We start from the raw sequence: 22,790 nt of genomic DNA, 5'->3' as shown, positions 1-22,790 counted from the left end.
GGGGTATACCTCCCCTTCCCGTCCCTAAAAAACTTCTTGAGACCAGCTTTACTAAATCCTAAATCCTAGCCCCTAGATCCTAACCCCTAACGGCCTATCCCTTTGAACTGGATCCTTCGCGACTTCGTCGCTCTGGATGACATTCCTCGTGCCTCGAACCTCACATTCCACATTACACACCTCCAGCGGGTCCTCGTGATTCTATCCCCTATCGCTATGCTCCAGGGCTCCAGAATGACAGCGGGGATGACACTTCTTGAGACCAGCCTTACTAAACCCTAGATCCTAGCCCCTAGATCCTAACCCCTACAACCTACTACCTAACACCTAATTTTCTATATTTGCCGCCCTATGAATCCGAATGGCGCCATCATTGTACAGAGCAACCTCGAAATCATGGTCGAGGTGGACAATCCCAACTACGAACCTGCACGGGACGCGATCGCTCCCTTCACCGAACTGGTCAAGAGCCCCGAGCACCTGCACACCTACAAGATTTCCCACCTGAGCCTCTGGAACGCGGCTTCCACGGGCCTCCGCGCAACCGAAGTGCTGGAACGGCTAGAAAGCCAGAGCCGCTACCCCATTCCACAGACGGTGATTACCGAGGTAGAAGACTACATGGCCCGGTACGGGCTGCTGCGGCTCCGTAAAGAGGTTGACCGCCTGCTGCTGGAATCCGACGACACCTACATGTTCACCGAGATTTGCCACCTGAAAGAAGTGGAACCGTTTATCCTGAAGTTCCTGGACGATTCCCACGCCGAAGTGGACCCGGAACGCCGCGGCCACCTGAAGATGGCCCTCACCAACGCCGGATTCCCGGTGGAAGACCTGGCAGGATATGTCCAGGGCGACCCGCTCCCCATCAAGCTCCGGGAAACCACCCTCGAAGGCAAGGAATTCAAGCTCCGCGACTACCAGAAAGAAGCCGCCCAGGTGTTCTACGCCAGCGGTTCGGAAAAGGGCGGCTCCGGCGTCATCGTGCTGCCCTGCGGTTCGGGCAAGACGGTCATCGGCCTTGCCACCATGGCCCTTGTCCAGACCAAGACCCTTATCCTTACCCCCAACATTTCCGCCTCCCGCCAGTGGATCCGCGAAATCTGCGACAAGACGGACCTGACCCTCGACCAGGTGAAGGAATACTCCGGCGAAGTGAAGGAAATCGGCCCCGTGACCGTGGCCACCTACCAGATTCTCACCCAGCGCAAGAAGGTGAAGGACCCAAACAAGCAGGGCGAGCCCGAACCGGACGACCTGAGCGACGAAGAAGTCAAGAAGGAACTCTCGAACTTCCCGCTGTTCAGCGAACAGAAATGGGGCCTCATGATTTACGACGAGGTGCACCTGCTCCCGGCCCCGGTGTTCCGCCTGAGTACCGAAATGCAGGCCACACGCCGCCTGGGCCTTACCGCTACCCTGGTCCGCGAAGACCACAAGGAGACGGAAGTGTTCAGCCTTATCGGGCCCAAGAAATACGACATCCCCTGGCGTGTGCTGGAAGCCCAGGGCTGGATTGCCACTGCCGACTGTAACGAGATCCGCATCCCTATGGAAGCGGAACTGAAGATGAAATACGCCCTAGCGCCGGTCCGTGAAAAGATTACTCTCGCAAGCACCAATCCCGAAAAGACGGACATCGTAAAGCGCCTCCTCGCCCACTTTGACAAGCCCGACGACCGGGTGCTTATCATCGGGCAGTACATCGACCAGCTGGAAAAGCTCGCCCAGGAGCTGGAAATCCCGCTGATTACCGGCAAGACCCCCAACAAGGAACGCGAACGGCTCTACGCCGCCTTCCGCAAGGGCGAGCAGAAGAACCTGATGGTCTCCAAGGTAGGCAACTTCGCCATCGACCTTCCCGACGCCAACATCCTGATACAGATTTCCGGGACCTTCGGCAGCCGGCAAGAAGAAGCCCAGCGACTGGGCCGCATCTTGCGCCCCAAGAGCGACGGCGGCACCGCACATTTCTACAGTATCGTGACCCAGGATTCCAAGGAGCAGGAGTTCTCCATGAACCGCCAGCTGTTCCTTACCGAACAGGGCTACGCCTACAAGATTATCAAGCGGGGCGACTGGGATATTTTGAGCCGCACGCCCGAAGAACTGGCCGCGCGGTAACCCTCTAGTTGTCGGCGAGCTGTATCTTTAGGCGGCTTCGGTACACGTCGCCATCGGCGGAAGCCGTATACTCGTAACGCCCCGCATACAGAATCTCCAGACGTTTCTGGAAGGTCGAAAGCCCGAGGCCGCTGGCCTTTCGGGGAGACTGGGACACTTTCGGGAAATTGGAATTTTCCGTTTCAAGCACCAGTTCGTTTCCCTGCTGACGGATAGAAATATGGGCGAAGCTTTTTCCCTTGGGGTTCTTGCTGTGTTTCAATGCGTTTTCTACCAGGGGCATGGCTACTAGAGGCGGTATCATCACTTTGGGGTTTTCAAGTTCCTCGTCAAAACGGTAATCGAAGCTGTCGTCTAGCCGGAGCTTTTCCAGGTTCCCGTACATCCGGAGAATTTCCACATCTTCTTCCAGGGGAATGGCGTCATCAGAAGTCTGGTAGAGCGTCACCCGCAACAGTTTGGAAAGTTCCATCATGGACTTTTCCGCACGCCTGGAATCTATGGCGATAAGCGCCGTTATGTTGTTCAGGGTATTGAATAAAAAGTGGGGCGAAAGTTGGTTTTTCAGGAATTCCAGTTCGTACTGCAAGCGGCTACGCTTTTGTTCCCTGACCACGAACCCTCGCAGAATTTGTGTAGATATCAGCCGGTAAAACACGCAGATGACGCAAACCAGACAAACCAGCACCACAAAGGAAAAAACGGTCCAATAGCTGAAATGCCCTTTTACCGAAGAGAACATGTAGGAATTGAAAAAGTAATTTACGCCCTGATCGGGAGCCCTGTCTATCAAAAAAAACACCACTTCTCGCAAGAAGCAGGTTACCAAAATAATGACAGCATTATATACAAAGTAAATTCCATAACGCTTATTGAGAATGTAATTAGGAACGAGAAAATTGAGATTAAGACCGAACACCCCGATGCTCATCAGCACGGGAAAATAGAAGTTCATGAGTTCTCGCCAGTCCAAACCGATTACCGAACGGGTAACAGGATCCCCGATGTAGAGCACGGGAAAAATCAGGATAAAGAGAAATATGAGTATCTGGGGCACGTAGGCCGGGACAGGGAAAGACAATTTGTCCTCCTGTTCCAGGATTTCACGGATTTTTTTCTCATATCGGTCGAAATCCCTTTCCTGGGCCCCCTGCCACCTCTGCCGAAGCTTGGAAATGGAAATTTTGCTTTTTTCTGGTTCCATGATGACAAAAATAGGTCAAAAACGGTCCCCGTACAGCCCATAATGACACTTTTATGACAAAAAAGCGATTTTTCCCGACAAAAAACAAATTAAACTTTTGCAAGGGCTAGGGCAGTTCCTGACACTCCGAAACCTAAACGGAGGTAGATTTATAGGCGTAAAGGAAAAGGATTTACTATGAACGCCGCTACCTACACCCGTGATGAGAAAAGTACTTATTTTCAGTATCTTGAAGATATTTCCAGCATTCCTCTGCTGACTCCGGCACAGGAAAAGTTGCTCATCAAGAAGGTCAAGGAAGGCAGCCGCGAAGCCCTGGATTTGCTGGTCAAGTCCAATCTGCGCTTTGTGGTGAACATCGCAAACCTTTACAAGGGCCAGGGCCTGGAAGTGGGCGAACTCATCAGCGAAGGCAACATGGGCCTTATAGAGGCCGCCCGACGTTTTGACCCTAACCAGAAAATCAAGTTTATCAGTTACGCCGTGTGGTGGGTGCGCCAGAACATTACCCGCGCCATCGCCGAAAAGGGCCGCACGGTCCGTATCAGCGCCGAGAAGGAGCTGATTCTGCGCCGTTTCAACAAGAAGGGCGGCAAGCTTAAACAGGTTGTGGGTGGCAGCTATGTGCTGGACACCGACAGCCTGGAAGGAGTTTCCAAGTACAAGGGCGACGCCATCGAAAAAGTGTTGATGATGGGCAACCGCACCTCTTCTCTGGAAGCCCCCGTTGGCGAAGACGGAGATTCCACCCTGGGAGATTGCATTCCCTCTGTAGAATTCCGCACCGAAGACCTGGCCGAAAAGAACAACCGCCGGGAAGTCTTCGAAAAAGTTTTGAACAAGAACCTGGACCAGCAGGAAAGCGATATCCTCAAGCTATATTTCGGCTTCAAGATGGATAGCGACCTGAACCTGAAAGAAATTTCCCCTATGGTGGGGCTGTCCAAGGAACGAGTCCGTCAGCTCAAGGAAAGCGCCCTTGCTAAGCTCCGGAACGACCGCATCCAGAAAATGCTGGACGAGGCGGCATAAAAGTTTTTCTCCTCTCTCTCCTATTATCAAAAACCGGCCTTTAGGGCCGGTTTTTTCCGTTTTTTCGCCGTGTCTGCAACCGATAAATTGTATCTTTTGGGCATGACTATCACTAGCTCGATTTTGCGCAAAGCATTTGTCCTTACCTTGGCCACCCTGGGCATAGCCTCGGCAGCCAAAAAGTCCACCCCGCCGGGAGACTTTTACGACGAGGTTTCCAGACTCAACAAGGTTTTCTCCGAAGTGAACCGCAAGTACGTGGAAGATGTGAACCCCACGGAACTTACCGACGCGGCCCTGAACGGCATCCGTAACATTTTGGACCCCCACACGGCAGTGTTCACCCCCAAGGACTACGAGGGCTTGAAAGTTTCCATGGAAGGAAAGTTCGGCGGCGTGGGCATCACCATCAGCCTCCGTGACAACATCCTCACCGTGATTTCTCCCCTTTCCGGGACCCCTGCCTTTAGGCTAGGCATCCGGGCCGGCGACCGTATCCGCAAAATCGACGGCAAGGACACCAAGGGCCTGACCCTGGACGACGCCGTGAGCAAGCTCCGCGGAAAGATCGGCACCGACGTGACCGTCTCTATCGAGCGCGAGGGCGTACCCGAGCTGATGGACTTTACCATTACCCGTGCCGAAATCGTGGTTCATGCCGTACCCTATTACGGGATGGTCACTAACGATATCGGCTATATCAAGCTTGCCACCTTCAGCGACAAGACCCTGAGCGACGTAGAAAACGCACTGAAGAGCCTGCAGAAGCAGGGCATGAAGAAGCTGATTCTGGACATGCGCTACAACCCCGGCGGCCTCTTGAACCAGGCCATCGAGATTAGCGAACTGTTCCTGAAACGGGGCAACGTGATTGTGAGCACCAAGGGCCGCACCCAGAAGACCGAAAGCCACGCCCGCAAAGACGGTATCGTGAACCCCGACATGCCCATGGTGGTGCTTGTGAACCAGGGGTCTGCCAGTGCGGCTGAAATCGTGTCCGGAGCCCTCCAGGACTGGGACCGCGCCCTGATTATCGGAAAGACTTCTTTCGGCAAGGGCTCCGTGCAGACCATTTTCCCGCTGGACAACCAGGGGAACGCCCTGAAACTCACCACTGCATTTTACTACCTGCCCTTTGGCCGCTGCATCAACAAGCCCGAGAACGGCATCAAGGGCCTGAAGATCATGGAAGAGGAATATGCAGCTGAAGATGGCGAAGGCGAAGCCAAGGCCGACACCGCAAAGAAGGACACCGCCAAGGTGGATACCTTCTACACCCACAACGGACGCATGATGTTCGGCGGCGGCGGTATCACTCCCGATGTAGATGTAGAACTTTCTCCCATGCCCTGGGTGGTACAGGTCCAGGAGCGGATGGCCATGTACTTCAAGTTTGCGGTAAAGGTCCGTCCGGGACTGGATAAGTCCGGAGTCAAGATGGACGCCTCTTGGGAAGTGCCCGATTCCCTGTACACCCAGTTCAAGGATTTCTGCCTCAAGGACACCAACTTCATGAAGGTGAAGAGCAACGCCCTGGTAGGCGTGGACCAGCTGGAAAAGAGCATTATCCAGGAACAGAACTACATGGGTGACAGCTCCAAGACCATTACGGATTCTACCCTGGCTGCACGGCTTTCCGACATGAAGAACGCCCTGGAAGAGCGCCGCAAGGCACAGTTCGACGAGAACAAGGACTACATCAAGGACGGCATCAAGCGGGAACTCTTGACCGCCATGGTGAACGATTCCGTAAGCACGGCATTCTCCCTGAAGCGGGACGAACAGCTGAAAGAAGCCATCAAGTACCTGAGCGACATGAAACTCTTTAAGCAGGCCATCAGCGCGCCCACCAAGGGTCAGCCCGCCAAGGCTCCTGCCAAGAACGAAAAGTCTGCCGTCAAGGACAACAAGAAAAAGAAGTAGGGATTAATTGGTCGAAGTGTTGAACAACTCCGCGGAATCCTTGGGACGGTTCGTCCGAAGGTTTTTCCGCACGGTCATCAACTACATCAAGTTCGTGTGGGAATTGTTCAAGAACATTCCCGGCGCATTTTCCAATTTCCACACTACCGTCGAACAGATGCAGGTGGTGGGCATTACCAGTATCCCCGTGGTGTTCGCGGCGTCCATGGCCACGGGCGCCATCATGTCGTGGCAGCTGGCCTACCAGTTCGGCGACATGATCCCCATGATGTTCGTGGGCATGGCTGTCGGTAAGTCTGTGATGGTGGAGCTTTGCCCCATCCTCACCGCGATGGTCCTTGCGGGCCGTATTGGGGCTTCTATGTGTTCGGAGCTTGGGACCATGGCGGTGACCGAACAGCTTGACGCCTACAAGGTGCTTGGGCTCAGCCCCTTCAAGTTCCTGTTGGCTCCCCGCCTTATCGCCACCGTCATCATGCTGCCGGTGCTGACCGTCATCAGTATCTTTATCGGTATTGTGGGCGGTTACGAAGTGGCCCACCTGTACAAGGAAGTCTCCTGGTCCGTGTTCTTCTACGGCGTGCGCATGTTCTACCATAACTGGGACTTGGTGGTGGGCCTTATCAAGGCTACCCTTTACGGTTTCTTTATTTCTAGCTACGCCTGTTTCTTTGGCTACTACACCCATAGCGGAGCCGAAGGCGTGGGCAAGAGCACCAAGGCCACCGTGGTGGCAGGCATGACCAGCATCCTGATTGGCGGATTCACCCTGTCGAAGCTGTTGCTGGTGTAAATCCATGCCTATCCAGAAACGCAAGCGTAAAGAATTTACGGGCCACAATTTGGTGGACGTAGAGCTCCTTGTGGGCCGCGTTCTGGACAAGTTCCACCTGGCCGACGAAATGCAGTTCCAGAGCCTTTCGGAGAAGTTCCGGGAGGTGGTCGGGGACCTGATTTTCCCCCACGTAAAACCCATTGAAATCAAGAAGGGAATTCTCTCCCTGAAGGTGGACAATTCCGCCTGGAAAAGCGAACTGTTCCTGCAAAAAAAAGCTATAATTGACAAGTGTAATTTGATGCTCGGAAGCCCTGTAATCCAGGGCATCCGCTTTGTCTAGTTTAGTAAAAGAGGCGGCATGCCTCAGAGGAAATATGGCAGAAGAATCTGAAGAAATGAAGAAGGCCGAAGAAGCCTACAGCGGTTCAAGCATTACCGTGCTAGAGGGCCTCGAAGCCGTGCGTGTGCGCCCCGCCATGTACATCGGCTCTACCGACATCCGCGGTCTCCACCACCTGGTATGGGAAGTGGTAGACAACTCCGTGGACGAAGCCCTGGCTGGATTCTGCAGCCACATCGAAATTTCCATTCTGCCCGGCAACGGCATCCGCGTTACCGACAACGGCCGCGGTATTCCTACCGATATTCACCCCAAGGAACACATCGGTACCATCGAAGTGGTGATGACCAAGCTCCATGCGGGCGGAAAGTTCGACAGCAATTCCTACAAGGTTTCTGCCGGTCTTCACGGCGTGGGCGTGAGCTGCGTGAACGCCCTTTCCAACAAGTTGATCGTGACCGTTCGTCGTGACGGCAAGGTGGTGAAGCAGGAATTCTCCAGAGGTATCCCCTGCGGCCCCCAGGTAGAAGTCGGTCCGTCGGATGGAACGACAGGCACCAGCGTGGAATTCTACCCGGACGATTCCATCTTTACTGAAACCGTTTACGTTTACGACACACTGGCCACCCGTTTCCGCGAGCTGGCGTTCCTCATGAGCGGGCTTCGCCTGACCCTCACCGACGAGCGTGACCCGGAAAACATCCAGTCCGACACCTTCTGCTTCCCGGGAGGCGTTTCCGAATTCGTGCGTTACGTAGATGAACACCGCACGCCCCTTTTCCAGGAACCCATCCACCTGGTGCTCCCCGACGGACAGTTCCCGCTGGAAGTGGCCATGTGGTACAACGACGGCTACCAGGAAAACTTCTTCAGCTTCGTGAACAACGTGAACACCTACGATGGCGGAACCCACGTGACGGGCTTCAAGACAGCCCTGACTCGTGTCATTAACAAGTTCGCCGCCGAAATGCCTAAGGGCAAAAAAGATATCCAGATTGCGGCAGACGATATTCGCGAAGGCCTTACCGCCGTTATCGCCATCAAGGTTTCCCAGCCCCAGTTCGAAGGCCAGACCAAACGCAAGCTGGGCAACTCCGAAATTGCAAGCTACGTGAACAGCGCCTTCGGTGCCAAGCTGGAAGAATACTTCCAGGAAAATCCGGCCGCCATCAAGGTGATTCTCGACAAGGTCTATAACGCCGCAGTGGCCCGCGAAGCGGCCCACCGGGCCCGTACCCTCGCCCGCCGCAAGAACATCCTTGAAAGTGGTGGACTTCCGGGCAAGCTGGCCGACTGCAGTAGCCGTGACCCCAAGGAATGCGAAATGTTCATCGTGGAAGGTGACTCCGCTGGCGGTTCTGCCAAGATGGGCCGTAACCGTGAATTCCAGGCAATCCTCCCCCTCCGCGGTAAAATCCTGAACGTGGAAAAGGCAAGCCTCCACCGCGTGCTGGACACCGAAGAAATCCAGAACCTGGTGAACGCCATCGGCACGGGTATCGGCACCGAATTCAAGATCGAGAAGCTCCGCTACCACAAGATTATCATCATGACCGATGCCGATGTGGACGGCTCCCATATCCAGACCTTACTCCTCACCTTCTTCTTCCGCTACATGCGGCCCCTCATTGACGAAGGACATATCTTCCTCGCCATGCCACCCCTGTACAAGCTGAAGGTTGGCCAGAAGGAACGTTACCTCTTTGACGAGACGGACAAGGACAAGGCCATGGCCGAAATCGAGGACAAGAAGAACGTTACCATCAACCGATTCAAAGGTCTTGGCGAAATGTCCCCGGAACAGCTGAACGAAACCACCATGGACCCATCCAGGCGTTTCTTGAAGCAGTGCTACGTGGAAGATGGCGTGCTGGCCGACCAGATTTTCAGCATGCTCATGGGCGAAGACGTGGAACCCCGCCGCAAGTTCATCGAAACCAACGCCTACAAGGTCCTGAAGGACCTGGATATCTAGGCCATGAATCTGAACAAGGCCGATTTCCAGACTGTGCTGGGCCAGGCGCGAGAACTGGTCCAAGACCAGCTTGCCCTGACGGAGCAGGTCATCTTGAACGTGGCCAAAAATGCCCCGGCTGGAATTTCGGACAGACTTGCCGCCCTTTTCCAGAAGAAGGGAAAGCGCATCCGCTCTACCCTGCTTTGCCTTATCGCCAACTGCAGAAAATCTACTGTTGACGTTGACCGGGTGGCCCACGCCTGCGCGGGCATTGAACTGTTGCACAGCGCAAGCCTTGTTCACGACGACATTATCGACGATACCGAAGTCCGGCGCGGGCAAAAAACGGCACACAAGGAATGGGGCACCCAGGTAGCCGTCCTCATTGGCGACTACGTGCTTTCCCAGTCCATGCAGAGCGTTATCGAAGAGGCGGAACGGGACATTCCCGTAATCCTCTCCCAGGCGGCAGACCAGCTGATTGCCGGTGAAATCCTGGAGCTGGACCACTGCGGCGACATGCAACTGTCCTTTGAGACCTACAACCGGATTATCGACGGAAAGACCGCGGCACTGATTAACGCCGCCGCCAAAATCGGAGCCATTCTTGCCGGGTTCGACAAGCCTATGGTGGACAAATGCGCCGAAATGGGAAGCCACTTCGGCATCGCCTTCCAGATTATCGACGACCTGCTGGACTACGGCTACGGTTCCAAGAACCTGGACAAGGCCAAGTTTACCGACCTTTCGAACGGGCTCATAACGCTCCCCCTGCTGTTCTATTTCGAAAACAGTTCCGCCGAAGAACGGCGCGAAATGGAAGACCTAATCAAGCGGGCCTCCGAAGACAATATTCCTGCGCAAATCAAGGAAAAGCTGAGCGTCAAGGGGGCATTCGACAAGGCGAAGGCCACGGCACAGAACCATCTGGAAAAGGCCCTGGAAATTGCGCAAGGGCTCCCCGACAGCAAATTTACCGACGAGATTGTCGCCATGTTCGCCAGCATGAGCGATAGAGGAAACTGACGCTGTCGCGAGTTGTCAGTTTTCAGTTATCAGTTGTGAGCATATAATTTGGCGCCAAAGGCGCGATTGTTGAAACTCAACGGTGCGTAGCACCGACTCACCACTCACGACTATTTCCGTCGGATCCAGAAGCCGAGGAACAGCACCACCGACAGGATACACACGGCGATAACGGCCCAGAAAGTCATGGGCGAACCCACGGTGGCGTCGCCGTTCATGCCGAAGGGCAGTTGCACGTTCATGCCGAACAAACTGGCAAAGAACGTCGGGAGCGATATGGAAATCGTCACGATGGTCAAGTTCTTCATCAACTGGTTCAAGTTATTGTTGATGACGCTTGCGCGGGCATCCATCATAGACGTCAAGATGTTGGCGTAGATGTTGGCCTGTTGCAGGCTCTGGCCATTTTCAATCTGGATGTCTTCCAGCAGTTCCCGTTCGGCCTCGGTCCAGTTGAGGCTGCGGCCCATCTGGAGTTTCTTCAAAAGGGTATCGTTACTGTTCAAGGCGCTCACGTAGTAGATCAAGCCCTTGTTCAGGCTGAACATGGAAAGCAGGTACTTGTTTTCCATGGAGGTGTTGAGCCGCTGTTCCAAGTCGTCGTTGATGCGGTTGATGATTTTCAGGTGTTCGTTGAAGTGGTAGATGGCGTAGCTCAGGACTTTCAGCACGAAGGTGTTCAGGCTGTCGATTTTCGAGAAACGCTTTTCGTCCATCACCGGGATGTCGCTGTCGGTCAGGAGCAGCACCCAGTCCTTGAAGATGAAGATGCCGAAGGATTCCACCCGGAACTGGAAGTTGTCGGCGGCGGAATAGTTCTTGGGCTTCTTGAACACGATGGTGGTGAAATCGTCGTCGTATTCGATACGGGAAAGCTCGTCGGAGTCGAATGCGGAGGCGATGGTATGTTCGGTAATCTCGTATTCCTTGACCAGGACGCTGCGCTGTTCCTGGCTGAGGGAGCCCATCATCACGATGTCGGCGGCATCTTCGTTGGGTGCGACCGCCAGGCGACCGGCTTCGATTTTGTAATACTTGAGCATAGGCGCCCCCTTTTATCGAACGGGGGTAAATATAGAATTTAGACGGGAGACGAAAGACGGGAGACGAGAGAAATCAAAAAAAATCCCCGGCCGAAGCCAGGGAAATCTTTCGCCTTTCGTCTGTAGCCGCGCAGCGGCGTTCTACAAGCGAAGCGATCTAATTACACACCCTTCTTGAACTTCTTGCTCCACCAGAGAACGATGGGAGAGCAGATGCACACAGAAGAGTAGGTACCGATGAGGATACCGAAGCACTGCACCAGGCCGAAGTCGCGGATGGAGGAACCGCCCTTCACGGCGAGGATCACGCACACGAACAAGGTGGTGAGAGAGGTCACCATGGTGCGGCTGAAGCACTGGTTCAGGGACTTGTTGATGGTCTCTGCGAAGTTGCCGGAGCCGAACACGGCGGTATTTTCACGGATACGGTCGAAGTTCACGATGGTGTCGTTCACGGAGTAACCAATCATGGTCAAGAGCGAGGCAATCAGGGCTCCGTCGAAAGACAGGCTGAAGGCCGAGATGAAGCCCAGGGTGATGATGGTGTCGTGGACCAGGCCAAGCACCGCCGCCACACCGAAGCCGAGACCGAACTTGCCGAAACGGAACCACACATAGAGCAGAATGCCGAGCCAGGCGAGAATTACAGACAAGATAGCGTTGAAACGGAGTTCCTTACCGATGGTGGGGCCCACGTTGTCCTTGGCCACGATTTCGCACTTCTGGCCTGCCTTGGCAAAGGCTTCGGCCATCTTGTCTTCGAAATTCACGTCGTCGGAGGCGCGCATGCTGATCTGGTAGGAGTTGGCAGAGGTACCGCCCAGGGTGCGAACTTTCGCACCGTCGATGCCTGCCGCAGAGAGAGCACCGCTCAGGTCCTTCTCGTGCTTGCCGTCATCCTGATACTGGACCGTATAGACCTGGCCACCGGTGAAGTCGATGCTGAAATCGAATCCCTTGACGGCGACACAGGCGATACTTGCAACAATAAGGATGCAAGATATCAGGCCAAAGCGACGGCGGTTGGGGATAATCTGGAGGTTCGCCTCGTTGATGGCCTTGAAACCGTTACCGATGGAGAGCGTAGTCCTGTCGGCCTTGGCCAGGCGCCAGTCGAGAATGGCGCGGGTCACGGTGATGGCGCAGAAGAGGGAGGTCAGGATACCGATAGTCAGCGTGAGACCGAAACCCTTCACGGAACCCGTACCGATCTTGTAGAGGATAAGGCCGGTAAGCACGGTGGTCAGGTTGGAGTCCAAGATGGCGCTGAAGGCCCGTTCGTAACCCTTGGCCACGGCGGCGCGGGCGGTAAGGCCGTTCTTCAGTTCTTCACGAATACGTTCGTAAATAATCACGTTGGCGTCGAGAGACATACCCACCACCAAGATGAAACCGGCAATACCCGGGAGAGTCAGGGTGGCGTTGAACACGGACATCACGGCGGCAGTCACCAAGGTGTTGATGACCATACCGAAGCTAGCGATAAGGCCTCCCAGGCGGTAGTAGGCCACCATGAACACCAAGCAGAGGATAAGGCCGATAGCACCTGAGCCGAAGCCCTGGACGATGTTTTCTTCACCGAGGGTAGCACCCACGCTACGGCTTTCAATAATCTTCATAGGAGCCTTGAGGGCACCGGCACGGAGAACCACCGCCAGACGGTTGGCCTCGGCCATGTCGTCAAGACCGGTAATCTGGGCGTCGCCGTTGGGGATACGGTCACGAATCACAGGAGCAGAAATAACCTGGTTGTCGAGAACGATGGCCATCTGCTTGCCGATGTTGGCAGCCGTGACAGCGGAGAACTTCTTGGGGCCGATACCGCCGAACTTCAGGGAGACGGCCACTTCACCGGCATTGGTACCGTCGCTTACACGATAGGGACGGGCGTCAACGATGTCGTCGCCACCCATTTCGGCACGGCGCTTGAGCAAGTAGAGGCGCTTGGCCTTGATCTTGGAGCCGCGCTGCACCGGTTCGAGACCGCTGCCGAAGGCAAAGTTCACGTCGCGGGGGATCAGCTTCTGGACCCCTTCGGTCTCCAGGAGCTTCTTCACCTTTTCGATGTTCTCTTCGGCGATAAAGCCGCCGTTACCGAAGGACAGGTAATAGGCGCTGAGGGCAGTCCCGACCTCGCTGGCAGGTTCACCCTCGGCAGGAGCGGCTTCCTTGGCAGAATCGGTGGCGGCAACTTCGGCTGCGGGGGCCTTGCCCAAAAGTTCGTCGTCGGAAAGGGCCTTCGCCGTGTCGGCAGCTGGCTTGGCGCTGTCGGCTGTAGCAGCGTTAGCGGCGGCCACGGTGGAATCCTTGGCGGCAGCCGTAGAGTCCGTTGCAGCGGAGTCAGCCACGATGTCGGTAGTCTGACGGGTCAGGTACTGGTCGATAAGGCCAACCACCTGGGTAAACTTCTCGGATTCGGCCAAAATCTTGAATTCCAGCTTGGCGGTAGAACCCACCAGGGACTTGGCGGTAGAGTCGTCCACGCCGGCCAGTTCCACCAAGATGCGGTCATCGCCGGAGGGGGAAATCTGGGGTTCGGAAAGACCGAACTGGTCCACACGGTTACGGATGATTTCCAGGGACTGGGCCTGGATGTCCTTGATGTCCTCGTTCGGCTTCAGGCCGGACTTGTCGATTTCCAGCGTGATGCTGGTACCGCCGGCCAGGTCCAGACCGAAATTGATGGACTTGGAGCCCAGCTTCGGATTTTCCTTAAGGAAAGCCTTCTTTTCGTCGCCCTTCCTGGAGTGGACCTGGATAGAGGGCCACACGGTATAGGCCGAAAGTGCTATTACAAGGAGAATGATAAATTCCCGCATTCCAAATTTATGTTTGTTCATTTGTAATCCCTTAATAAGGCATTATACGCTAAGTTTGCGCGCAAAGATAGAAAAAGTTGCCTATTAGTGGTTACTAGCTACTAGGAATGACGGTATAAAAGACTTACGTGAGCCTCAAGCGACTCGTATTAACGAGTCGTGGAGGCGAGAGCGAGGCGATATCGTAGGTTCTGTTATAAGATTGAGCCGAGCGGTCTATGAAGGGGGAAGCCTCCCCCCGGTTCGCACTTCGTTGCTCTCCACCCCCTCGCCTAGGGGGCAAGCCCCCTAATACCCCCATTGCCGATGAGTGGTGTGGAGCGTGGAATTGACAACTCGGTGGCGGGTTAGTCCGAACCCTTGAGACACTTGGTGTGACGTCCGTAATTATGTGATTTTCATAAATTCTATTATATGATTTTCATAAACAAAACTATCGATTTTTCATAAAAATTTAGCTATATTTAAAGAAAAAAGGCATAATCATGATTGAAAGGGCGATTTTTGAGACTGTTCTGGATATGGCGTCTAAATTTCCCGTGGTCACGCTGACGGGGCCTAGGCAAAGTGGCAAATCCACCTTGCTGAAATCATGCTTTGTGGACTATAAATACATTTCGCTAGAAGACCCCGATATTCGCCAACTCGCCGAAAACGACCCCCGCGGATTCCTAAAGGACTGCGGAACAAAATGTATTATAGACGAGGCGCAACGCGTTCCAGACTTATTTTCCTATCTACAGACAATCGTAGATTCTCGTGACGAGTGCGGACAGTTTATTTTGTCCGGTTCGCACAATTTCTTATTGATGGAACGTATTTCGCAAAGCCTCGCCGGACGCACAGGCATTCTCAAGCTTTTCCCATTTTCCGCCGAAGAATTAAGGGCTGTTGACAAGCTTCCAAATGATCTTGACGAAATTTTGCTCAAAGGTTGTTACCCTAGACTCTATGACAAGAAAGTTTCGGCAAAGGAATACTTCACATCTTACCTACAGACGTATGTCGAACGGGATGTCCGCCTATTGCGAAACATAACCGACATGGCGGCTTTCAAGCGTTTTCTCAAACTATGCGCGGCAAACGTCGGATCCATTTTGAACGTAACCTCGCTTGCCAAAGACGCGGGAATATCCGTCATAACGGCAAACGCCTGGATTTCGATTCTTGAAGCCAGTTTTATACTTCTTCGCCTGCCTCCGTACTATAAGAATTTTTCAAAAAGAGTCATCAAATCGCCTAAAATCTATTTCTGCGACACGGGGCTGCTGTGCAATCTGTTGAACATTTTCAACCGGGAACAGTTGCAAAAAAGCGGATTGCGCGGAGCAATCTTCGAGAATTTCGTGGTTACCGAATACATGAAAAATGCACTGTTTAAAGGCGAAGAACCGCAACTTTATTTCTGGCGCGACACGAACCAGAATGAAGTCGACTTGCTTTGCGAAACCGATGGTGAACTGAACGCCATCGAAATCAAGTCTGGCGAGACAAAGAACCAGAAATTCTACGACGGATTGAAGAAATTTGCCGAAGTCGCAGGCATTCCGCTAACGAACACAAGAGTCGTCTATGGCGGCGACGATTCTTACCGCGGGGAAAATCAGAAATTCATCAGCTGGAAAGAAATAACCCCTATTCAGAGTCCTTGACGCAACGGACGGAGAAACCATGGTCCTTGCTGTAATCGTGATATAGCCACGCAGATTTGAGGAAGTAAAGGTACGCATAGTAGGCGTAGTCTTTACTGAACTGCGAGGCACTCCAGAAATAGGCATTGCGGCCGACACGTGCAAAGTAGCCCTCGTAGTACGCGATGCCTGCAGGAAGCGCAGAAAAACCGTAGTCATCCGTGCCGTTACCTTCACCTATCCAACCCGTCTTGGTCTTGAGTTTCAAGCCCGCCGTGGCCCAAGTTGTTCCACCCACTGCACCAAACAGTTCCTCCCATTCACTCTGCGCGGGAACATGCCAGCCGTTGGGGCACACGCCCTGCACGTTGCCCGTACCCAGGGTGGTACAATCGTGGTAGCAGCCGCACTCGTCCTCAGACTTGCCCATGGCGGCGGCCCAGGTGTAGAGCCGCCCGTAGATGGCGCAATCGCCTTCCTCCATCGTTTCGTGTCTTCCGCCACCGCACCAACTTTTCTCCGTCTGGTAATTCAAATTCTGAGCCATCCACACTTGGTCTCCGATTTTCATCATCTTGTATGTCTGACCATCACGAGCGTCTTTAAAACAGTTCTCGTCTGTTTCAACTTCACACTGTCCACTTCCATATACAGAACTCGAGGACTTCGCAGAACTGTTGCTTGACTTTGCGCCATTTCCAGACGAATTGGAGTTGCTGGATTTGGTCGATGTTCCTGCCGAAGAAGAATTGTCCTTGCTGTCGCTGGACTTGTCGGTCACTTCGGCGGGATCGCTGGACTTGACACTCGATGAAGAGAAGTCGCAGTCCATCTTCTCGATGAGAGTCCCGATGACCCAGCCGTTGTCGCCATCGCAAACAGCCATGTCATGGTATTCCGTCAGGTAGGTGGCAACGCACTTCTGACTCTTGCCGCAGTCGTAATCCGACAGTTCCATGAATGTCTCGACTGTGTCGGGAATTCCACCACGGTTCCCGCCACTACCATTATCACCCCCCGCCGACGAAGAGTCGTCACAGGCGGAAAGGGCGAAGAATGCCAACAGTAAAATAAATTTTTTCATAAAAACACCCATTACAAAATTTTACCCCTTAGTCAATCTTTCAAGCAGCGGAGATTATACGAACTCTGTTGCATAGCAACCGCATTAGAATATGAATCCATTGTAGAAGTGCCTTTTTTCAAAGCCAAGTCGAATCTCATATTTATACTGATTCCTGCATCATCCCTTGAAGATGTCAGAAGAACAGCCTCGGCTCCACTATTAACCCCAGTAGTGAAAGAACTGGTTCCACCCGGCAAAAGAGCAAATCCATATTCATCCTTAAAGCCATTGACCTGCATTACTTCGATATCCGTCTTGCCGCTCGATTGAAAATAACCCATGACAAACGATCCTTCCGTATCCCATGCTGGCGGTGCAAACAACATGCTTGAATGCGATGCATCCACACCGGTCGTTTCAAATAGTTTTTCGAATTCAGCAAGGCTTGGGATATGCCATCCCTCAGGACATATTCCCCGGACAGGTTCGCTTAAGTTCGTAGAGTCAACAACAGCTTTGATCCAGGAATAGTAACAACCGTAACGATTCGCACCACAGTTATATTCCAAATTTTTAGCCATCCAAGTCTGTTCGCCAATGGTTACAATCGGATATTCTTTTCCATCCCTTGAATCGGTCAAAATTTCGTAGGACTCCATATTTTGCTTTACCCCGTCGGCCATCCACTCTTTATCTTTACATGTGAAAGACCGTACCCAAAACTTGCTAACAGATTTTGTTGCGGACGCTCCCTCGTTATAATCGCCGCACCCTTTCTTAACATCTGTTTCAGATGCGGACGCTTCTCTAAACGCACCGGATTCGCATACATAAAAAGAACTCGTATCGACAGCACCCGCTAAAACACTTCCGTCAGCGTCGCACTTGAGGCCATGGGTGTTCTGCTCCAAGGCTGTCGCCTTTCGCCACATTCCATTATCGCAAATAAAGTAGACCCCATCATTTTTACTGTAAGTATTTCGGGCAGCAACAATCTTCTTATCGAAGTTGTCAGAACACTCGCCCAGTTTGTACTCTGCGGCAACAAAGGAGTTTATGTAGGAATCAAAGTCTGGGATTTTTTCAACGCCACCACTTTCCTGGATATTCTTTCGCACATGTACGAAATCCTGGTCCACTGCAAAGTCTGCCGCATCCGTACGATTATCCAAATCGTTCCATTCTCCGTCCTTTTTAAAGTCAAGAGCGAACATCTGTAGGCGATAATCAAAACCAGTTTCCGATTCATTCAGCATAAGGATCGTCATAGCCAGCAGTGCCGCTCCCCCATCGGTATCGGAGTAAACGTTCAGTTTGTTCAATTCGTCAAAGTTTCCTTCAAAGCCAAAGGTCTTGAAAAGTTCCTGTTCGGCCTGCTTTTTGGCATCATAGATAGACGCTCCATAATCCACTAACTCTTCGATACGGCTATAAACCAAGGATGTTGCAACATTGATATTCGCACTGTTTTTTTGCTTTAGGTTTATGACGCCCTTTAGCGATGATTCCGATGAAGAAATGGAGCCTGTAACGATATTGTAAAATTTACCAGTTACCTTTGCATAACCATAGTTGGTTTCCGAGGAGACTTCCTTTATGGAATATGCCCCATCATTGTCGGCAACCTCACCGGTGAATTCCTCAAAGACCATAATGAAGGTTGAATCTAGCCCTTGAATGACAATGTTGCTGCCTTCCACAAAGGGCCCCACCTGCGCAATTCCCGAAACATCTCCAGAAAAGGGTTCGTTGGCATCCTTGGCAGATGTTTCGTAGGGAGAACTAGAGGAATCGCTTCCGCAGGCGGAAAGGGCGAAACCGAGCACCCCCGCAAGGGCGCAGACCGTGAACTTTTTCGCGAATGTGTTTTTCATAGGGAAACCTTTTGAGATTTAGTCCGAGTCCTTCACGCAGCGGACGGAGTAGGCATCCGTTTTCTTGTAGTCCAAATACCTCGCTTCATCATGATTGTAACTGAGTACCATAGCATAAGCATCCTCGCTGAAGCTTTTTTCTTCAGTTGACCAAAATTTGGTGTACCTTCCCATCCCGTGGAACTTTTCACCATCCTTCTCGCCTTCGCCTGCAGGAAACGCAGAAAAGCCGTATACATCCTCGCTCTTTGTCACTTTCGGATCGTCTTCCCAGCCATCAACGGACTTCAACTTTATACCGCCGACGTCCATTCCGAAACCTGGCCCAAAGCCAGTTTCGTCAATCGTATCAAACAACGTCATCCAATCTTCATGGCTTGGCAAACGCCACCCTGACGGACAAGCCTTCATCGCAGCTTCCCAGGTATAAAGACGTCCATATTTGGCGCACATTTCAGGATTATTGTCATAGCACCAGGAATCTTCTGTATCGATGTTCAAGTTCTCCGCCATCCAAACCTGATTGCCAATGGTGACTGTTCGACCGGCATAGGAGCCTGACGCCCTGGTAGAAGACGAGTCTTCCCCGCAACCGATAAACGCAGCACCAAGCACCCCCGCAAGGGCACAGACCGTAAACATTTTCGCGAATGTATTTTTCATAGCAAAACCTTTTGGAATTTATTCAGAGTCCTTGAGGCAACGGACGGAGTACCCGTGGTTCTTGTAGAAACTCCCCAAGTCCGCAAGGCCGCTGTGATAGTCCAAATTCACGCTGTACGCGCCGAGGCTTTCGCCTTCAATAGAACTCCATAGGTACGTCCTAGTGGCGTCATTGAAGAAGTCGCCACTGTAGGCCCTTCTACCAGCAGGGAGCGCAGAAAAACCGAAAGCGTCATCGCCGTTGCCATTTTCTTGCCAACCATTTGTAGATTTCAACTTTGTACCTGCTATGTTTCTTCCGCCAACCGCCGTGAATAAGGCATTCCATTCATCTCCGTTCGGCAGATGCCAGCCGTTGGGACAAAAACCCTGAATTAAGGTTGCCGAACCTACCGAAATGAGGTCGCAATCTTTGCGGAAGCCGCAGTCCTGCGGATTGTCTGCATCGCTCGCCAACTTCACCGAATCAATGGCCACAGCCCAGGTGTAAAGTCGTCCGTACTTGAAACAATTGGCAGGGGCGTTGTCATAGCACCAACTGGTGGAATCGGAGGTGTAGTCACCATAGTTATAGGGAACGTTAGTGTATGCGTAGTTCAAATTCTGAGCCATCCATATCTGACAATTTTCATTTTCCTCGTCGCAAATCTCAATAGTCTTATAGACCTGACCATCTCGCTCGTCGAGAATTTCGCCATACTTCCCCGCTTCCAGAAAGTCCTGATTCAGGTATTCTGTCGTGAAGCATTTGTATTTGGAACACGCGTAAGTTCCCGACGGCATGACCTTCGCTTCGGCGTAACTTTTCGACGCTTCAGTCGAACTCGAAGAATCACCCGACTTTACGGAACTTGAACTCTTGGAATCAGAAGACTCCACCGATGAACTGGACACTTCGGCAGGCTCGCTATCCTTATCAGTGACCTTGCCGCTGCTGGAGATTGCTTCGTCCTTATCGTTGGAACGAGAATCACTGGATTCTTCGCGGCTATCGCCGCTCAGAATGACGTTATTGTCATCGCCACCCGCCGACGACGAATTATCGCAAGCCGAAAGGGCAAACCCGAACACCCACGCAAGGGCGCAGACCGTAAACTTTTTCGCGAATGTGTTTTTCATAGAGAAACCTTTGGGGATTTAGTCCGAGTCCTTGAGACAGCGGACCGCGTAGCCGTAGTCCTCGTTGCCGCGATCCACGGTTGCGTACGCGTTGGTGCAGCGCAGGCGCATTTCGTACGCGACGAGGCCCGTGATGTACTCAAAAGAGGACCAGATGTACGCATAGCCGCCGGCGGTGTAGTAGTCCCCCCCGTCGCGGCTCCTGTAGCCGGACGGGAGCGCCGAGAAGCCGAACGCATCCGTGCCGTTGCCATCGTTCCCCCACTCATCGTTCTCCCACCCAGAGGTCGATTTCAACTTTGCTCCCGCGGAATACTGTCCGCCGGCAGCTACGATGAGATCGTGCCAATCGGTCGTATCGGGCAAATGCCAGCCGCTCGGGCAGATGCCCTGGACGGGATGCGTCGCCGTGCAGGACTTGCCGAAACCACAATAGGTCGTAGCGGAGTCCATCGCGGCGGCCCAGGTGTAAAGCCGCCCGTATTTGGCGCAATTGGAAGGGTCGTCGTCATAGCACCATGACCAATCGTATGCCGACGAACCTGAACCACCCTGTCCAGGGTCATAGTTCAGGTTTTCTGCCATCCAAGTCTGGGTGCCGATTTTCACCGTCTTGTATGTCTGGCCATCGCGTTCATCCACCAACTCGCCATACTCGCAGTTGTCTTCGGTTTCAGTCTTGCACGGCGTCGCCAAGCCATTCACCTTGCCCGCAGAACTGCTGCTTGACTTCGTAGTCGTTCCAGATGAATTCGAGTTGCTGGATTTGGTCGATGTTCCTGCCGAAGAAGGATTGCCCTTGCTGTCGCTGGAGTCGTCGGTCACTTCGGCGGGATCGTTGGACTTGCTGTCGCTGGACATGGAGTCGCTATCCTTATCAGTGACCTTGCCGCTGCTGGAGATTGCTTCGTCCTTATCGTTGGAACGAGAATCACTGGATTCTTCGCGGCTATCGCCGCTCAGAATGACGTTATTGTCATCGTCACCCGCCGACGAAGAGTCGTCACAGGCGGAAAGGGCGAAGAATGCCGCCAATAAACAGATGGTTAGAGATTGCTTCCCCTGAAACAAGTTCAGGGTCGCAATGACACGCTGGAAAGACTTCTTCATAAGAACATCCCCGTCTATAGTTTATCTTGTTAAAGATAGATAAAGACCCGATAAAATCCATACCCCCCCCCATTGTAAAATTTAGGCAACAAATTGGGGGGGTATGGCACTGGAAACAGAACTCTCGGCGGAAACTCGCAGGGACTAACAGTCACAAGAGTTTCCTCCTGCAGTAACGGTTCATACCAGTAAAGGCGGGTCTACACCTCAAAGCACTTGGAATCCAGAGCCACATTTTTTTGTTTTTTGAACGAGATGTGAGTTTCTCGAGTGAACAGTCGAACAAAGTGAATCTGTGAGCCGAAAGCAACTCGTATCAACGAGTTGTGTCGGCGAGAGCGAGGCGATTTCGTAGATTCAGCTACAAGATTGAGCCGAGCAGTCATTATGACGAGCGAGGGATGGCTCACATCGAGGGAGAGATTTGTTAATGGAGATGCCCCGTCAAGCGGGGCATGACAAGAGGGTGCGGGGCGTTGCGGCCTTTGACCACTTAGCGCTTCAGCGCTTATGTGGGCATGGCCACCTTTAGGTGGTGTGTCCCCGCAGAGGGGGTAGGCAAAGACTTGCCCCTGAAAAATGTTGGTAAGAAAAGTATGCATCCCGTCGCTGCGCTCCAGGATGACGCTGGTCAAGGTCGGAGGAGCCCGCACAAGGCGGGCATGACATGGTGGGGCAAGGCTTTGCCGAGGGGGCACGTCCCCCTCCCCCCCCACATCGTCAGCTTGCGCTTTTCAACTTTTCTTGTTCGGAAAGAATCGTTATGCCGTTGACATTTTCTCTGATGGAAATCAACAAAATCCCAGAAACCCATCTATTTATTCTAATCTTTTCAGCGTCAAACCGCTTGCGAACCCGCATAAAATAAGGTATATTCAGAAAGTAGTTCTTATAGGGGCTCTTTATGAGCTGAGGTAAAACATGAGAAATTTTCTTCGCAAAATATTCTTATGGGTTGGATCCATTTTTTGGAGCCACCGCTTTAGAATATCGAGCATTGTGGCGTCTTCGTTTGCTTTGCAGGCTTTTTCTTGTGCTTACGGGACAGATGACCCCTGTCATGAAAACTGCTACGATCCAG

The 22,790-nt window shown here is 52.8% G+C and carries 16 protein-coding genes; 8 read left to right on the top strand and 8 right to left on the bottom strand.

Annotation, left to right across the window (positions count from 1 at the left end; genetic code table 11):
* The first annotated feature begins 351 nt into the window (after window positions 1–351).
* Window positions 352–2,124 carry a DEAD/DEAH box helicase gene (locus IKB43_10870; protein MBR2470628.1) on the top strand — a complete coding sequence of 591 codons (1,773 nt, stop codon included), beginning with the start codon at window positions 352–354 and terminating at the stop codon, window positions 2,122–2,124.
* Between the two features lie 4 nt (window positions 2,125–2,128).
* On the opposite strand, the gene IKB43_10865 is transcribed toward IKB43_10870, so the two are convergent.
* Window positions 2,129–3,328 carry a histidine kinase gene (locus IKB43_10865; protein ID MBR2470627.1) on the bottom strand — a complete coding sequence of 400 codons (1,200 nt, stop codon included), beginning with the start codon at window positions 3,326–3,328 and terminating at the stop codon, window positions 2,129–2,131.
* 177 nt (window positions 3,329–3,505) lie between these two features.
* On the opposite strand from IKB43_10865, the gene IKB43_10860 reads away from it, so the two are divergent.
* The 6 genes from IKB43_10860 to IKB43_10835 all read left to right on the top strand — a co-directional run bounded on the left by IKB43_10860 (window position 3,506) and on the right by IKB43_10835 (window position 10,384).
* Window positions 3,506–4,360 carry an RNA polymerase sigma factor RpoD/SigA gene (locus tag IKB43_10860; GenBank protein ID MBR2470626.1) on the top strand — a complete coding sequence of 285 codons (855 nt, stop codon included), beginning with the start codon at window positions 3,506–3,508 and terminating at the stop codon, window positions 4,358–4,360.
* Between the two features lie 102 nt (window positions 4,361–4,462).
* The gene (locus tag IKB43_10855; GenBank protein ID MBR2470625.1) at window positions 4,463–6,283 is read left to right on the top strand and encodes a S41 family peptidase; all 1,821 of its coding nucleotides are present in this window, start codon (window positions 4,463–4,465) and stop codon (window positions 6,281–6,283) included.
* A gap of 7 nt (window positions 6,284–6,290) precedes the next feature.
* A complete protein-coding gene (locus IKB43_10850) occupies window positions 6,291–7,076 on the top strand; it encodes an ABC transporter permease (GenBank protein MBR2470624.1) in 786 nt (261 codons plus the stop codon).
* A gap of 4 nt (window positions 7,077–7,080) precedes the next feature.
* Complete coding sequence (locus IKB43_10845; protein ID MBR2470623.1) at window positions 7,081–7,401, top strand: DUF721 domain-containing protein; 321 nt, start codon at window positions 7,081–7,083, stop codon at window positions 7,399–7,401.
* A 55-nt stretch (window positions 7,402–7,456) separates the two neighbouring features.
* Window positions 7,457–9,376 carry a DNA topoisomerase (ATP-hydrolyzing) subunit B gene (gene gyrB, locus IKB43_10840; GenBank protein MBR2470622.1) on the top strand — a complete coding sequence of 640 codons (1,920 nt, stop codon included), beginning with the start codon at window positions 7,457–7,459 and terminating at the stop codon, window positions 9,374–9,376.
* Window positions 9,377–9,379: 3 nt separating this feature from the next.
* Complete coding sequence (locus tag IKB43_10835) at window positions 9,380–10,384, top strand: polyprenyl synthetase family protein (protein MBR2470621.1); 1,005 nt, start codon at window positions 9,380–9,382, stop codon at window positions 10,382–10,384.
* 110 nt (window positions 10,385–10,494) lie between these two features.
* On the opposite strand, the gene IKB43_10830 is transcribed toward IKB43_10835, so the two are convergent.
* Together IKB43_10830 and secD are read right to left on the bottom strand one after the other, a co-directional pair.
* A complete protein-coding gene (locus IKB43_10830; GenBank protein MBR2470620.1) occupies window positions 10,495–11,427 on the bottom strand; it encodes a magnesium transporter CorA family protein in 933 nt (310 codons plus the stop codon).
* A gap of 161 nt (window positions 11,428–11,588) precedes the next feature.
* Window positions 11,589–14,267 carry a protein translocase subunit SecD gene (secD, locus tag IKB43_10825; GenBank protein ID MBR2470619.1) on the bottom strand — a complete coding sequence of 893 codons (2,679 nt, stop codon included), beginning with the start codon at window positions 14,265–14,267 and terminating at the stop codon, window positions 11,589–11,591.
* Between the two features lie 464 nt (window positions 14,268–14,731).
* Between secD and IKB43_10820 the strand changes: the two genes are divergently transcribed.
* Window positions 14,732–15,898 carry an ATP-binding protein gene (locus tag IKB43_10820; protein ID MBR2470618.1) on the top strand — a complete coding sequence of 389 codons (1,167 nt, stop codon included), beginning with the start codon at window positions 14,732–14,734 and terminating at the stop codon, window positions 15,896–15,898.
* Here the strand turns inward: IKB43_10820 and IKB43_10815 are convergent.
* The 5 genes from IKB43_10815 to IKB43_10795 are packed head-to-tail and all read right to left on the bottom strand — an operon-like array spanning window position 15,882 to window position 21,460.
* Window positions 15,882–16,961: a fibrobacter succinogenes major paralogous domain-containing protein gene (locus IKB43_10815; protein MBR2470617.1), complete on the bottom strand. Its 1,080-nt coding sequence runs from the start codon at window positions 16,959–16,961 to the stop codon at window positions 15,882–15,884. The genes IKB43_10820 and IKB43_10815 overlap by 17 nt on opposite strands.
* A gap of 32 nt (window positions 16,962–16,993) precedes the next feature.
* Entirely contained in the window at window positions 16,994–18,817 is a 1,824-nt protein-coding gene (locus IKB43_10810) for a hypothetical protein (protein ID MBR2470616.1), read from the bottom strand.
* Window positions 18,818–18,835: 18 nt separating this feature from the next.
* Window positions 18,836–19,480, bottom strand: a complete 645-nt coding sequence (locus IKB43_10805; protein ID MBR2470615.1) for a fibrobacter succinogenes major paralogous domain-containing protein — start codon at window positions 19,478–19,480, stop codon at window positions 18,836–18,838.
* 18 nt (window positions 19,481–19,498) lie between these two features.
* Entirely contained in the window at window positions 19,499–20,599 is a 1,101-nt protein-coding gene (locus IKB43_10800; GenBank protein ID MBR2470614.1) for a fibrobacter succinogenes major paralogous domain-containing protein, read from the bottom strand.
* 18 nt (window positions 20,600–20,617) lie between these two features.
* Window positions 20,618–21,460: a fibrobacter succinogenes major paralogous domain-containing protein gene (locus IKB43_10795; GenBank protein ID MBR2470613.1), complete on the bottom strand. Its 843-nt coding sequence runs from the start codon at window positions 21,458–21,460 to the stop codon at window positions 20,618–20,620.
* Window positions 21,461–22,790 lie beyond the last annotated feature (1,330 nt).

The sequence above is a fragment of the Fibrobacter sp. genome, assembly GCA_017503015.1.
Lineage (GTDB): Bacteria > Fibrobacterota > Fibrobacteria > Fibrobacterales > Fibrobacteraceae > Fibrobacter.
Note: the sequence above shows the minus strand (reverse complement) of the source record. Positions and strands in the feature narration are given on the sequence as shown.

What these genes read in the sequence shown, in the direction of transcription:
- IKB43_10805 (MBR2470615.1), bottom strand. Translation starts at nt 19,480, where the DNA reads ATGAAAAATACATTCGCGAAAATGTTTACGGTCTGTGCCCTTGCGGGG.
- IKB43_10835 (MBR2470621.1), top strand. Translation starts at nt 9,380, where the DNA reads ATGAATCTGAACAAGGCCGATTTCCAGACTGTGCTGGGCCAGGCGCGA.
- gyrB (MBR2470622.1), top strand. Translation starts at nt 7,457, where the DNA reads ATGAAGAAGGCCGAAGAAGCCTACAGCGGTTCAAGCATTACCGTGCTA.
- IKB43_10865 (MBR2470627.1), bottom strand. Translation starts at nt 3,328, where the DNA reads ATGGAACCAGAAAAAAGCAAAATTTCCATTTCCAAGCTTCGGCAGAGG.
- IKB43_10845 (MBR2470623.1), top strand. Translation starts at nt 7,081, where the DNA reads ATGCCTATCCAGAAACGCAAGCGTAAAGAATTTACGGGCCACAATTTG.
- IKB43_10860 (MBR2470626.1), top strand. Translation starts at nt 3,506, where the DNA reads ATGAACGCCGCTACCTACACCCGTGATGAGAAAAGTACTTATTTTCAG.
- IKB43_10810 (MBR2470616.1), bottom strand. Translation starts at nt 18,817, where the DNA reads ATGAAAAACACATTCGCGAAAAAGTTCACGGTCTGCGCCCTTGCGGGG.
- IKB43_10815 (MBR2470617.1), bottom strand. Translation starts at nt 16,961, where the DNA reads ATGAAAAAATTTATTTTACTGTTGGCATTCTTCGCCCTTTCCGCCTGT.
- IKB43_10800 (MBR2470614.1), bottom strand. Translation starts at nt 20,599, where the DNA reads ATGAAAAACACATTCGCGAAAAAGTTTACGGTCTGCGCCCTTGCGTGG.
- IKB43_10830 (MBR2470620.1), bottom strand. Translation starts at nt 11,427, where the DNA reads ATGCTCAAGTATTACAAAATCGAAGCCGGTCGCCTGGCGGTCGCACCC.
- IKB43_10795 (MBR2470613.1), bottom strand. Translation starts at nt 21,460, where the DNA reads ATGTCCAGCGACAGCAAGTCCAACGATCCCGCCGAAGTGACCGACGAC.
- secD (MBR2470619.1), bottom strand. Translation starts at nt 14,267, where the DNA reads ATGAACAAACATAAATTTGGAATGCGGGAATTTATCATTCTCCTTGTA.
- IKB43_10855 (MBR2470625.1), top strand. Translation starts at nt 4,463, where the DNA reads ATGACTATCACTAGCTCGATTTTGCGCAAAGCATTTGTCCTTACCTTG.
- IKB43_10870 (MBR2470628.1), top strand. Translation starts at nt 352, where the DNA reads ATGAATCCGAATGGCGCCATCATTGTACAGAGCAACCTCGAAATCATG.
- IKB43_10820 (MBR2470618.1), top strand. Translation starts at nt 14,732, where the DNA reads ATGATTGAAAGGGCGATTTTTGAGACTGTTCTGGATATGGCGTCTAAA.